Raw genomic sequence first — 11637 nt, 5'->3', positions numbered from 1 at the left:
GCGAGGTGGGGACTTTCACTGGCCACCAGCGGTGACACTTCCATGGCCACGGACACGTCGCGCGGCGCAACGGTACGGCCCGCTGGCCGTGATCAGCGCGGCATCGACGTCGCCACACGTCACAACGTATTCAGGCGGCGGTGGACGCGCTCTGATCGCTGACCGCCCGCACCGGACGGTCAGCAGACCGCAGGAGGGTTGCGGTCTGCCGTTGACAGTGGGCGCACCCGGCCCTACAGTTCTCCTCAGTTCGAGTACATCTCAGATTGAGAAGGACATGGCATGGTCACCGAGCGCGAGTTCCTCGACGGCTACGACCCACGGGCCTACCCGGCGGTCGCGGTCACGGTCGACGTCGTCACGCTGACCATTCGCGACGGCGTGCTGCACGTGCTGCTGGTCGAGCGCGGCGAGCAGCCCTACGCCGGCCGCCTGGCCCTGCCCGGCGGCTTCGTCCGCGAGGAGACCCTCGACGCGGCGGCACTGCGTGAACTCGCCGAGGAGACCGGCATCCTGCCCCGCGTACACCTGGAACAGCTCGCCACGTTCGGCGACCCGGGCCGCGACCCGCGCATGCGGGTGATGTCGGTCGCCTACCTGGCCTTCGCACCGCACCTGCCCGAGCCGACCGTCGGCGGAGACGCCGCCGCCGCCCGCTGGGTCCCGGTCGCCGCCGCGACCGGCCTCGCGTTCGATCACGACACGATCCTGGCGGCCGGGCTCGAACGCGCCCGCGCCAAGATCGAGTACACGCCGCTGGCGACCGCGTTCGTCGGCGAGGAGTTCACGATCGCGCAGCTGCGCGGCGTCTACACGGCGGTCTGGGGCGAGGAGCCGCACGCCGGCAACTTCCACCGCAAGGTGCTGTCCGTGCCGGGCTTCGTCGAGGACACCGGCGCGACGACCCGGCGCGGCGGCGAGCGCGGCGGCCCCCGGGCCAGGCTCTTCCGGGCCGGCGACGCCCGCATCCTGCACCCGGCGCTGCTGCGACCGTCGGCGGAGCAACGGCGATGAGCGGCTTCGACGACGCGGTCACCCGCGTGCTGGCGGCCCGCTCCCCCGCCGACCTGTTCACCGGCGCCGACGGCGGGCACGCGTACCGGACGCTCGCCAAGATCCTGCACCCGGACGCCGCACCGGCCGGCTCGACCGCGACCGCGACGCACGCGTTCGCCCACCTGGCGGGCCTGTGGGCCGCGCACCGCGACGGCACGACCATGGCCACCCGCCGCGGCTCCTACCGCATCGGGCCACTGGCGTACGCGGGCGACATCGCCGACCTGTACACCGTCGACGGCGGCACGGCGCTGCTGAAGCTGCCCCGGCACCCGGCCGACAGCGACCTGATGCGCCGGGAGGCACGCGCCCTGACCCGGCTGCGCAGCCACGGCGAGGCACGCCACCACGGGTACGCCCCGGAGCTGATCGAGTCGTTCACCCACCGCGACCCCGCCGGCGGCACGCAGCGCGCCGCCACGATCCTCGCCCACCAGGACGGCTTCGTGAACCTCACCCGGGTGAAGCAGTCCTACCCCGACGGCGTCGACCCGCGCGACGCGGCCTGGATGTGGCGGCGGCTGCTCGTCGCCGTCGGCTACGCCCACCGCGCCGGTGTCGTGCACGGCGCGGTCGTGCCCGACCATGTGCTGATCCACCCCGACGAGCACGGCCTCGTGCTGGTCGACTGGTGCTACAGCGTCACCGAACCCGGCCAGACGGTGCCCGCGCTGGCCGCCGAGTACCTCGACCTCTACCCGCCGGAGGTGGCCGGCAAGCGCCCCGCCAGCGAGGCGACCGACATCCACCTCGCCACCCGGTGCATGACCTGGCTCATGGGCGAGCGGACACCCCCCGCCCTGGCCCGGTTCGCCCGCGGCTGCACCCTGCCCGACCCCAAAGCACGCCCGCACGACGCGTGGCGGCTGCTCGCCGAACTCGACGAGCTGCTCGCAACGCTCTACGGGCCCCGCAAATTCCGGCCCTTCACCCTCTGAGGAGCAGAACATGGGAAGCGGACGATGGTCCACCGACGTCTACGCCGCCGCCGCCGGCTACCGCGCGGCGACCGGCACCAGCGCCTTCGCCTACAGCGACTCCGGCGCGCGCACCGTGCACGACGCCCTCGACCCGCACGGCGTCCGGGTCCGCGAAAGCCGCGACAGCGACCAGCACCCGCAGTCGACGCCGATCGCGATCCTGTTCGACGTCACCGGGTCGATGGGCGCGGTGCCGCGCGTGCTGCAGACCAAACTGCCCGAACTGTTCGGCCTGCTGATCCGCAAGGGCTACTGCACCGACCCGCAGATCCTGTTCGGCGCGATCGGTGACGCCACCTGCGACCGCGCGCCGCTGCAGATCGGGCAGTTCGAGTCCGACAACCGCACCGACGACGACCTCGGCCGGATCCTGCTCGAAGGCGGCGGAGGCGGCCAGCGCCGGGAGTCCTACGAGCTGGCCATGTACTTCATGGCCCGGCACACCGACCTCGACGCCGTCGCCCGCGGCCGCCGCGGCTACCTGTTCATCATCGGCGACGAGATGGCCTACCGGAAGGTCAAGCCCGACGAGGTGGGCCGCGTCGTCGGCGCCTCGATCCCCGAACCGATCAGCACCGAGGCGATCGTCGCCGAGCTGCGGCGCAAGTACGACGTTTACTTCATCATGCCCGCGCAGGCCAGCTACACCGGCGACGCCGAGATCCTCGGCTTCTGGCGCAAGCTGCTCGGCCAGAACGTCATCGAACTCGACGACCTCGACGCCGTCTGCGAGACCATCGCCCTCACCGTCGGACTCGGCGAGGACACCACCGACCTGGACTCCGGCCTGACCGACCTCGCCGACGCCGGGTCGGCGGCCGGCCCGAGCGTCGGCAAGGCGCTCGCCCCGCTCGGCAGCACCCGCGGCGCCCTGGTGCGCTCGGCGCTGCCCGCCGGTTTCGGCGGCCGGACCGCGCCGGTGACCCGGCTGTGAACACGCCCCGCCACGTCATCGTCGTCGACCTCGGCTACGGCGACGCCGGCAAGGGCACCATCGTGGACTGGCTCTGCGCGACCCGGCCGGTGAGCACCGTGATCCGGTTCAACGGGGGCGCGCAGACCGCCCACAACGTGGTGACGCCCGACGGGCGTCACCACACCTTCGCCCAGTTCGGGTCCGGCACCCTGCACGGGGTCCGGACCCACCTGTCCCGGTACATGATGGTCGACCCCCTCGCCCTGGCCGCCGAGGCCGCACACCTGGCCGAACTGGGCGTCGCGGCACCGTTCGAGCTGCTCACCGTCGACCGCGAGGCGCTGCTGACGACACCGTGGCACCGGGCCGCCAACCGGGCCCGCGAAGCAGCGCGCGGCGACGACCGGCACGGGTCCTGCGGCATGGGCGTCGGCGAGACCGCCGCGTTCGCGCTGGCCCACCCCGACCTGGCCGTCCGCGCCGGCGACACCGGATCCCCGGCTGCGCTGGCCCGCAAGCTGGGCGCGCTCCGGGACGCGCTGACCGCCGAACTCGGCCCCCTCGACGCGCCGCCGGTCGCCGCCGTCGCCGAGGCGTTCCGGTGGTTCGGGGCCGCGGTCCGGCTGGTGCCGTCGTCGCGGCAGGCGCTGTCCGGCCCGTGCGTCTTCGAAGGAGCCCAGGGTGTACTGCTCGACGAGTGGCGCGGCTGGCACCCGTACACCACCTGGTCCACGACCACCTTCGACAACGCCGAGACGCTGCTGGCCGAACACGGCGGCGGCAACGCGATGCGCCTCGGGGTCGTGCGCACCTACACGACCCGCCACGGCGCCGGGCCCCTGGTCACCGAGGACGCGCGGCTCACGGCAGCGCTGCCGGAGCGGCACAACGGCCACGGGCCGTGGCAGGGCCCGTGGCGGGCCGGGCACTTCGACGCCGTCGCCCACCGCTACGCCGTCGAGGTCTGCGGCGGCGTCGACGCCCTCGCCGTCACCCACCTGGACGCGACCGAACGCCACGAACTGAAGATGTGCCTGTCGTACGGGACACTGGACCGGATCGTGCCCGGCGAGCGCGGCGACCTCGCATACCAGGAGAAGCTCACCCAGACGCTGAGCACCGCCACGCCGGTCTACACCCGACTCGGCGACGTCGGCGAGGTGCTCGACGCGCCGATCGCGGTCACCTCACATGGCCCGACCTGGGCGGACAAGAGGCAGCGGTCGACTACAGCGGCTTGACCAGCCATACGCAGGGATCGGCCTGGTCGTGGCGGACGCCGGCGGCGTCCAGGTAGTGCCAGCGATCCACGTAGCGGCAGTCGGTGACCGCGTAGCCCAGCCGAAGGTAGAGGGCAGCGGCCCGCGGGTTGTCGTCGGCGACGCCGAGACCGATCAGCGCGACCTCGGCGGTGCAATCGCGGATCTCCATGACGGCACGGTAGGCGTCGCGACGCCGCCCGGCGAGCAGATTCGGCGCCGGTCGCGGCATAAGCTCACCGGCTGCCGGGTTGCCATGGACAGTCACGAACAAGGGAGGTCACCTGTGGTCCGCGAGTTGCGACTGGTCGTCACCGCAACCGACTACGACGAGGCGCTGCGGCTCTACCGCGACGTGCTCGGCATGGGCGAGTTGGGCGCGTTCTCGTCTCCGGGTGGGCGCGTCACCATCCTGGACGCGGGGCGGGCGACGTTGGAGCTGGCCGATCCGCCGCATGCCGCGTACGTCGACGAGGTCGAGGTGGGCCGCCGGGTGGCCGGGCACATCCGCGTCGCGCTGCAGGTCGACGACGCGACCGCCGTGACCGCCGTGCTGGCCGGGAACGGGGCGCAGGTGATCGCGGAGCCGGTCCGCACACCGTGGAATTCGCTCAACGCCCGCCTGGACGGCCCGGCCGGACTGCAGTTGACCATCTTCGAGGAGTTGGACCGGCTCGGCCAGGGCTGACCGAGCCGACAGGAGCGAATGCCTGCAAGATGCCGGCAGACCGGAAGAGGCGGCTGCTGTCGCGACTGATACAGACGGCGACACACTGTCCCGATTAGACTGCCGGATTCGACAGGTAGCGGGGAATCGAAGCGGGGGCGGGAATGCGCATCGACGATCGGATCGAACGGGCCAGGGAGGTCTATGCGCGGGCGGTGTTCGGAGGCGATACCGGAGCGCTGGGCGAGGCCGAACGGGGCCTGGATGCGGTCGAGGCCGATACCGCGTTGGCGCGTGGGCTGATCCTGCATGCGCGGTTCCAGAGCGCGGCCGTCGGCGCCGCCGAGGATCCGGCGGAACTGCCATTGTTCGAGCGCGCGTTCGAGCTGTACCGGGCCCTGGGCGACACACGCGGCGAGGCCGAGGCGTTGTTCTGGATCGGTTGCGTCCATCAGTTCATCCGGCGTGACGACGAGACCGCGGTGCCGTACCTCGAGCGGGCCGACCGGCTGGCGGCGCAGACCGGCGACAAGCCGACCCGGGCGGAGGCGCTGCGGCACCTGGGCATCGCGGCGCACGCGGCAGGCCGGCTGGACGAGGCGCGCCAGCGGCTGGAGGAGTCGTCCCGGCTGCGGCGCGAGGTGGGGGCGCTGCCGGGCGTGGCTTCCAACATGATCGGGCTGGCCTACATCGCCGCCGCGCAGGACCGCCGCACGGACGCGCTGGCGATTCTCGACGAGGCGGACGCCATCGCCGGCGCGCACGGTGCCCACGCGATCGTGCGCCACATCGAGCAGGCCAGGATCCGGATTTAGACAATCCGGACCGCGCAGCGCCGACGTCCGTATGCCGCCATCGCCGGAGCCGTGGTGCCGTGACCGTGAACGTTCGCCGGGTCGAGGGAAACCGCGGGCCGGCGGCCTTGCGGTCGCCGCGAATCCGGTTCGACAGCCACCCGGGCGCGGCCTACGATGCGGCGGTGGGTTCCCCACCGACTGTCCGGCCGGCCCAGGTCGAGGACGTCGCCCAGATGGCGCGCGTGCATGTGCGGTGCTGGCAGGAGACGTATCGGGGACTCATGTCGGATGCGGTCCTTGATGATCCGGGTTTCCCGACTGTTCGGGAGCGGTTCTGGACTGCCGCGTTGACCGATGAGCGGTACCGCGGGAACCGGTCGGCTGTGGCCGAGCGGGACGGCGGGTTGATCGGGATCGCGATGTCAGGCCCGCCGCTGGACGTTGCGGCGGAGTGGCAGAGGCAGCTGTATGTGCTTTACGTGTACGCAGCCGACCACGGCACGGGTGTCGGGCCGGCACTGTTGCGGGCGGTGATCGACCCGGCAGAGTCGGCGGCGCTGTGGGTCGCCGATCCGAATCCTCGCGCGCAGGCGTTCTACCGCAGGCACGGCTTCGTCGCCGACGGGACGGCCCTGGTCGAAGACGGGGTGCGGGAGATCCGCATGGTCCGCGCCGCGCGGGAGCCGTCGCCGGTGTGAGCACGAGCGGTGCCGCCCGGCACGATACGCGGCCGTGCGGGACGAGAAGATTCCTGCCGTACGCAGCGCCTGACCTTCCCGGATGGACAGGTGCGCACCAGGCCTCCGAGCGGCACGCCGTATGGGGTCGGCAGTTGCTCCGGGGGCACTGGCATGCCGATCGCCGAGCCGGGTGGTGGAGCTCGACTGAGCCGGGATTCTTTATTGGTTGAGGCTTGAAATCTGACGTAGCCGGTATAGAATTTCTGCTGAGCGCGCAAGAGACAACTTGCGGCCGATATCCTTACGGAGGTGTGTTGATCATGATTATGCGGTTCGATCCGTTCCGCGACCTCGACCGGCTCGCCGGTGAGGTGTTCGGCGCGGCCCGCACGCCCGCGCTGATGCCGATGGACTGCCTGCGCACCGGCGACACGTTCGTCGTACGGTTCGACATGCCCGGCATCGACGTCGACAGCCTCGACGTGTCCGCGGAGAACAACACTCTGACCGTGCGCGGTGAGCGCCGCCGCCGCGACCCCGAGGACGCCGCCTACCTCGTGTCAGAGCTGCCTTCCGGCAGCTACAGCCGCCAGCTCGTGCTGGGCGACGGCCTCGACGTCGAGGCGATCAGCGCCGAATACCGCGACGGGGTGCTGACCCTGACGATCCCCGTGGCCGAGCGCGCCAAGCCGCGCCGCATCGAGGTCTCCCACGGGGACCAGAAGACCCTCGGCACCACCGCCGGCCAGCGGATGATCACCGTCGAGGGTGGCGACAGCCGTACCGAACGCCGCCAGGTGAGCGCGGGCGCGCACACCTGATCAACCCGGTCCGCGAGCCCGGGCGGCGCCGACTTGGTGCGCCGACCCGGGCACCGGCCCCACCATGGAGGCGACTGTGGCCGAGCAGACACCGAAACGGCTCGCGGCGGCACTGGGTGACGCCGACTTCCCCGCCTACGCGATGGGCACGGCGGCGGAGGCGATCGGCGTGACTCCCGCGTTCCTGCGCGCCGTGGAGACCGCAGGCCTGTTCGCCTCCCACCGCTCCGGTGGCGGTCACCGCCGCTACAGCCGCGACGACCTCGAACGCGCCGATCGCGCGCGGATCCTGGCCGACGAAGGCCTGCGACTCGACGCCGTCGTGCGCATCGTCGACCTGGAGTATCGGCTGGCCGCCGCCAACGCCATGATCGCGATCCTGCAGAGCCGGCTGGCAGCCCCGCCGCAGCAGCCCTGAAGCGGGACCCATCCGGCTTCCCGGGGTCGGCGATTCGCCGGGAGGTGGCCGTGTATATCGATGCCGAACACGAGCGCCGGTCAACACCGCCGGCCGCGCCGCTGGAAGTCACCGTCACGACAGGGACCGTGCGCGTGCGCGGTGAGGCGGATCTGTCCAACGAGCACCTGGTGGTCACGGCACTCGCCGACGCCATCACCGGCGGGACCCCTGACGTGCACCTGGATCTGACCGGGCTCGACTTCATCAGCTGCCGTGCCTGGCGGCTGCTTCTCCAGGCCAGCGAGCCGATGCGGCGAGCCGGCGGACGGCTTCACGTCTACCTGAGGCCGGACGGCATGGTCCGGCAGGTCGTGGACGTGCTCTCGCCCTGGGCGACGCCGGGTGTCGTGATCACCAGCAGTCGTTAGCGGCGGCCTACGCCGACTCGTCCAACGGCCACACCTCGACGACTCCGTGCGCGATCGCGCACGGAGTCGCGGACACGGCCTCGATCGCCTCCTCGATCGAGGCAGCCTCGATGAGGGCGAACCCGGCCACCGGAAGCGAGGCCGACATGAACGGGCCTTTCTCGACCACCACCCCGGCGGCGTCATGATTTCTCACCTGCACAGGTGAGCCGGCGATCCCCGACTCGGCACCGGCGTCGCGCAGCCGGGCATCATGGGCATGCGCCCGAGCGCGCAGCTCCGCAGCGGTACGGTCGTATCCGGCCTCGTCGCCGTATCCGATGGTCAAAAACTTCGCCATGACGGGTCCTTCCGTGGCAGAGGTCACCGAACCGGACCGGCCGGTGACAGCTACCAACTCACCGTTCAGGCGGGCGGGCAAACCTACGAACCATGCCCGCGAGCTCCGCCGGCCCGCTGAGCCACGGGCGTCCTGCGCGGCGGCAGCCGCGCCCCTCGCGGCCGGATCTCACGTCCCGGCTGGTGAGGCCTTCACCACGTAGATGCACGCATCGACCCCTCCGCCCGGCGTGTGCACTCGGGCGACGACTCGCTCGTACTGCGGACCTTCGAATTCGTCGAGCCTCGCCCAATGAGCGGGCAGGTCGCGGGACTCGAATACGTGGACGCCGACGCGCCCGCCGTCGGGGTCGACGGCAAGCCCGGGGAACCCGAGGGCGCTGCCCCATCCGGCGTCCACGAGCCGGCCGTGCACGTGGCCCGGGAACCAGCGGCCGGCAAGGCCGTGCAGGTGATGATGGTTCGGCTTGCCCGGCGCGAGACTTCCGTAGGTCGCCAGGCGGTGAGTCGGCCCTAGATCATCACTCACCGGACCAGACTATCCCCTACCTTCACCGCCGGCCGGCGAAGCCGCGAGCGCCTGGCGTCTGCGCCCCGCCGCAAGGTGCGCCCCGGCCCGGGGGAAGTCGTAGAGCTGCTGCTCGTACACGTCGAGCACGAGGTCCACGGTCGATGGCGGGACGCCGCGGGTGGCCAGCACGATCCGCAGCCAGTCCAGGAACGTCGTGAACAGCTCGGGGTCGTCGACGAACAGCCCCGCGCACAGGAACTCGACGATCTGGCCGAGGTCGAATTCGGTCGCCTCGCGCTGGAGCGGGGTGTAGCCGCGCAGTGCCGGGAAGCGTTGCGACAGGTCGTCCATCGCGGCGGCGACGAGCTGGGGGTTGCGCTTGGCGATCAGGATGTGCTCGTCGTCGCTGACGAACGACTCCCGCAGCGGGTGGGATCCGGCTATGGCGGGCAGCCAAGACCGCAGCAGCTCGACCGCGTCACCGGCGCCGGCTGCCACGCGGTCGGCACCGAGTTTGCGGCCCCAGCGCGCTGCCGGGCCGAACCCGCGCCCGCCGGCCAGCACGGGTATCCCGGCGGCCTGCGCCGCTTCGATGACGCGATGTGCGGCGACCAGCCGCGTCGGCACCGAGCAGCTGACCGCGACGACGTCGGGACCGTGCCGGTGCAGGTAGGAGATCAGGTGCGGGCCGGGGACGCTGGCTCCCAGGAAACGCACGTCCCAGCCGTCCCAGCGGGCGATCTCGGCGAACAGCCGGGCGGGCAGGGCGTGCCATTCGCCGTCCACGCAAGCGGTGACCAGCACACCGCGGCCGGCGGCGGTCTGCGGGCGGTGGCGGGCGGCCAGCGCGGCGACGACCTGTTCGCTGACGTGGGTCGCGGCGTGCTCCTGCGCGACGCTCCACTCGTTGCGCGCCCACAGGTCACCGATGCGGGCCTGGGTCGGCGCGACCAGGTCCAGCAGGACGGCACGGGGCGGCACGCCGCGCTCGGCCAGGGCGAGGGCGAAGTCGACCGCGCCGGCCTGGGCGCCGTCGCCGACCAGCGCGAGGTACTGCTCGCGGTCTGCGGGGGATACGGCTGCGGTCATGGCCGGGTGTCCTTTGCGCCGGTCGCGGTGTCGGGTGCGGGCTCGGCCTGGATGACGAGCACGGCGATGTCGTCCTGGAGGCGGTCGCCGACCCAGTCGGTGACGCGCTGGGCGACGCGTTCGGCGATGACGGCCGCGGGCGCGCCCTGGTATGCCTGGATCTCGGCGGCCAGCCGCTCGGGCCCGAACAGGGGGTGCCCGGTGGAGCGGCCGCGGGCTTCGGTGACCCCGTCGGTGTAGAGGACGAGTGTCTGGCCGGGCCGCAGCGTCAGCCGGGTCTCCCCGAACGGCGCGCCGGGCAGCAGCCCGATGGCGGTGCCGGACAGCTCGACCTCCGCCACGGTGCCGTCGATGTGGAGCAGCAGCGGTGGCGCGTGGCCGCCCGTGGCGAGCGTGACGGCGATCTCGCCGTCGGGTCCGGTGGCCATCGTGCCGACGACGAGGGTGGCCATGGTCGGTTCGTCGCCGGTGAGGGTGGCCTGGTTGAGCAGGTCGAGCAGCCGCAGCGGGCGGCACTCGGTCAGCCAGAGGGCGCGCAGGCTCTGCCGGGTGTTGCCGGACTGCACCGCGGCTTCGATGCCCTTGCCGCACACGTCGCCGAGGACGAACATCCAGGTGCCGCTGCCGTCGGGGGCGGGGCGTACGTCGTAGAAGTCGCCGCCGATGCGCAGCCGTTCCCAGGCGGGACGGTACGCGGCTCCGAGCGAGACGCCGGGCGCCTGCGGCAGTGCGGGCGGTTCGACGCTGCGCTGGACCGCTTCGGCGGCGTCGGCCTGCGCGGCGTACAGGGTGGCCGCGCTGATGGCCGCACCGGCGCGGGCGGCGAACTGCCGCACCAGGTGCACCTCGACGGTCTCGAACGGAGCGCGGCCGGCGTGGCGGGCGAGCACGAGTGCCCCGGCCGGGCTGGTGTGGCCCGGCAGCGGCACGACCATCGCGGAACCGACGGTGCCGAAGCCCGGTGCCAGCAGGGTGGCGATGTCGTCGCCGAGCCGGGGATCGTCGAGCACGCTGAGCCCGGTCAAAGCCTGGTCGAGCGCGCTGTCGGGGCGCAGTGTCCAGCGGGGCAGCGAGCCGGTGGTCTCCGTGCGGTCCTCGGGGCCGACGTCGACGCGGAACCAGGCCAGTTCCCGCTCGCCGTCGAGCACGACGACGGCGCAGTCGGCCAGGGCGGGCACCGCCAGCAGGGCCGTGGTCCGTGCCGCGCGGACCCGGTTCAGGCAGGAGCCCAGCCGGCGACCGGCCTCGGCCAGGAACGCCGAGCGCCACCGTTCGGCCAGCAGCGCGTCGACGCGCATGACCTGGTCGGTGACGTCGCGCACGTACCAGCGGGTCCATTCGCCGCTCGGCGCGCCCCGGCCGCGCAGGCGGCGTTCGTCGAGGTCGAGGTCGAAGGAGCCGGGCGGTCCCTGCAGGAGCCCCGCCAGCGGCAGCGCGGTCACGGTGTGCCCGACGGTGAGGCCGAGGGTGTTCACGGCGGCGGTGTTGGCGACCCGGACGACACCGGCCCGGTCCACCACGAAGATCATCTCGTCGGAGCCGTCGAGCAGTTCGGCCCAGGGCGGTCCCTGCTGCGCCTGGGCCGCCTCGGCGGCGGCGAGCTGGGCGGCATCGTGTCCGGTGAACACGTGTACATCAGAAGAGTCAACCGTGGAGGGATGAGGGGACCGCACCGTCGTGATCTCTTCTCGCAT

15 protein-coding genes are annotated in these 11637 nt (G+C 72.4%); 10 read left to right on the top strand and 5 right to left on the bottom strand.

Annotated elements, in window-relative coordinates; translation table 11 throughout:
- The first annotated feature begins 282 nt into the window (after nt 1-282).
- From ACFQO7_RS12070 to ACFQO7_RS12055, 4 genes are read left to right on the top strand one after another with little or no spacing between them, the layout of a single operon-like run.
- On the top strand, nt 283-1014 hold the full coding sequence (locus ACFQO7_RS12070) for an NUDIX hydrolase (protein WP_376806448.1): 732 nt from the start codon (nt 283-285) through the stop codon (nt 1012-1014).
- The gene (locus tag ACFQO7_RS12065; RefSeq protein ID WP_376806447.1) at nt 1011-1994 is read left to right on the top strand and encodes a lipopolysaccharide kinase InaA family protein; all 984 of its coding nucleotides are present in this window, start codon (nt 1011-1013) and stop codon (nt 1992-1994) included. Before ACFQO7_RS12070 ends, ACFQO7_RS12065 begins: the two co-directional genes overlap by 4 nt.
- Before the next feature lie 10 nt (nt 1995-2004).
- A complete protein-coding gene (locus ACFQO7_RS12060; RefSeq protein WP_376806446.1) occupies nt 2005-2970 on the top strand; it encodes a hypothetical protein in 966 nt (321 codons plus the stop codon).
- Complete coding sequence (locus ACFQO7_RS12055) at nt 2967-4193, top strand: adenylosuccinate synthetase (RefSeq protein WP_376806445.1); 1227 nt, start codon at nt 2967-2969, stop codon at nt 4191-4193. Before ACFQO7_RS12060 ends, ACFQO7_RS12055 begins: the two co-directional genes overlap by 4 nt.
- On the opposite strand, the gene ACFQO7_RS12050 is transcribed toward ACFQO7_RS12055, so the two are convergent.
- Nucleotides 4180-4383, bottom strand: coding sequence for a hypothetical protein (locus ACFQO7_RS12050; RefSeq protein ID WP_376806444.1), 204 nt, complete (start codon nt 4381-4383; stop codon nt 4180-4182). The two genes, ACFQO7_RS12055 and ACFQO7_RS12050, sit on opposite strands and share 14 nt — an antisense overlap.
- Nucleotides 4384-4497: 114 nt before the next feature.
- Between ACFQO7_RS12050 and ACFQO7_RS12045 the strand changes: the two genes are divergently transcribed.
- The 6 genes from ACFQO7_RS12045 (at nt 4498) to ACFQO7_RS12020 (ending at nt 8004) form a co-directional block, all read left to right on the top strand.
- A complete protein-coding gene (locus ACFQO7_RS12045) occupies nt 4498-4899 on the top strand; it encodes a VOC family protein (protein WP_376806443.1) in 402 nt (133 codons plus the stop codon).
- 143 nt (nt 4900-5042) lie between these two features.
- Nucleotides 5043-5693, top strand: coding sequence for a tetratricopeptide repeat protein (locus ACFQO7_RS12040; RefSeq protein WP_376806442.1), 651 nt, complete (start codon nt 5043-5045; stop codon nt 5691-5693).
- A 59-nt stretch (nt 5694-5752) separates the two neighbouring features.
- A complete protein-coding gene (locus tag ACFQO7_RS12035; RefSeq protein ID WP_376806441.1) occupies nt 5753-6373 on the top strand; it encodes a GNAT family N-acetyltransferase in 621 nt (206 codons plus the stop codon).
- Between the two features lie 302 nt (nt 6374-6675).
- Nucleotides 6676-7176, top strand: coding sequence for an Hsp20/alpha crystallin family protein (locus tag ACFQO7_RS12030; protein WP_361051162.1), 501 nt, complete (start codon nt 6676-6678; stop codon nt 7174-7176).
- 76 nt (nt 7177-7252) lie between these two features.
- Entirely contained in the window at nt 7253-7594 is a 342-nt protein-coding gene (locus ACFQO7_RS12025; RefSeq protein ID WP_360535753.1) for a MerR family transcriptional regulator, read from the top strand.
- A gap of 50 nt (nt 7595-7644) precedes the next feature.
- Nucleotides 7645-8004: an STAS domain-containing protein gene (locus ACFQO7_RS12020; protein WP_376806440.1), complete on the top strand. Its 360-nt coding sequence runs from the start codon at nt 7645-7647 to the stop codon at nt 8002-8004.
- 7 nt (nt 8005-8011) lie between these two features.
- Here the strand turns inward: ACFQO7_RS12020 and ACFQO7_RS12015 are convergent, their stop codons facing one another.
- The 4 genes from ACFQO7_RS12015 to ACFQO7_RS12000 all read right to left on the bottom strand — a co-directional run bounded on the left by ACFQO7_RS12015 (nt 8012) and on the right by ACFQO7_RS12000 (nt 11571).
- On the bottom strand, nt 8012-8344 hold the full coding sequence (locus tag ACFQO7_RS12015; protein WP_360535757.1) for a YciI family protein: 333 nt from the start codon (nt 8342-8344) through the stop codon (nt 8012-8014).
- A gap of 168 nt (nt 8345-8512) precedes the next feature.
- On the bottom strand, nt 8513-8872 hold the full coding sequence (locus ACFQO7_RS12010) for a gamma-glutamylcyclotransferase family protein (protein WP_376806439.1): 360 nt from the start codon (nt 8870-8872) through the stop codon (nt 8513-8515).
- 9 nt (nt 8873-8881) lie between these two features.
- Nucleotides 8882-9943 (bottom strand): cobalamin B12-binding domain-containing protein, encoded by a 1062-nt coding sequence (locus ACFQO7_RS12005; protein ID WP_376806438.1) that lies wholly within the window; start codon nt 9941-9943, stop codon nt 8882-8884.
- Nucleotides 9940-11571: a SpoIIE family protein phosphatase gene (locus ACFQO7_RS12000; protein WP_376806437.1), complete on the bottom strand. Its 1632-nt coding sequence runs from the start codon at nt 11569-11571 to the stop codon at nt 9940-9942. Before ACFQO7_RS12000 ends, ACFQO7_RS12005 begins: the two co-directional genes overlap by 4 nt.
- Nucleotides 11572-11637: the final 66 nt, after the last annotated feature.

It is taken from the genome of Catellatospora aurea, assembly GCF_042663325.1.
GTDB classification, from domain to species: Bacteria; Actinomycetota; Actinomycetes; order Mycobacteriales; family Micromonosporaceae; genus Catellatospora; species Catellatospora aurea.
The sequence above is the reverse complement of the archived record's forward strand: the minus strand, read 5'-3'. Positions and strand labels throughout refer to the sequence as shown.

What these genes read in the sequence shown, in the direction of transcription:
- ACFQO7_RS12070 (WP_376806448.1), top strand. Translation starts at nt 283, where the DNA reads ATGGTCACCGAGCGCGAGTTCCTCGACGGCTACGACCCACGGGCCTAC.
- ACFQO7_RS12065 (WP_376806447.1), top strand. Translation starts at nt 1,011, where the DNA reads ATGAGCGGCTTCGACGACGCGGTCACCCGCGTGCTGGCGGCCCGCTCC.
- ACFQO7_RS12060 (WP_376806446.1), top strand. Translation starts at nt 2,005, where the DNA reads ATGGGAAGCGGACGATGGTCCACCGACGTCTACGCCGCCGCCGCCGGC.
- ACFQO7_RS12050 (WP_376806444.1), bottom strand. Translation starts at nt 4,383, where the DNA reads ATGGAGATCCGCGATTGCACCGCCGAGGTCGCGCTGATCGGTCTCGGC.
- ACFQO7_RS12040 (WP_376806442.1), top strand. Translation starts at nt 5,043, where the DNA reads ATGCGCATCGACGATCGGATCGAACGGGCCAGGGAGGTCTATGCGCGG.
- ACFQO7_RS12030 (WP_361051162.1), top strand. Translation starts at nt 6,676, where the DNA reads ATGATTATGCGGTTCGATCCGTTCCGCGACCTCGACCGGCTCGCCGGT.
- ACFQO7_RS12015 (WP_360535757.1), bottom strand. Translation starts at nt 8,344, where the DNA reads ATGGCGAAGTTTTTGACCATCGGATACGGCGACGAGGCCGGATACGAC.
- ACFQO7_RS12005 (WP_376806438.1), bottom strand. Translation starts at nt 9,943, where the DNA reads ATGACCGCAGCCGTATCCCCCGCAGACCGCGAGCAGTACCTCGCGCTG.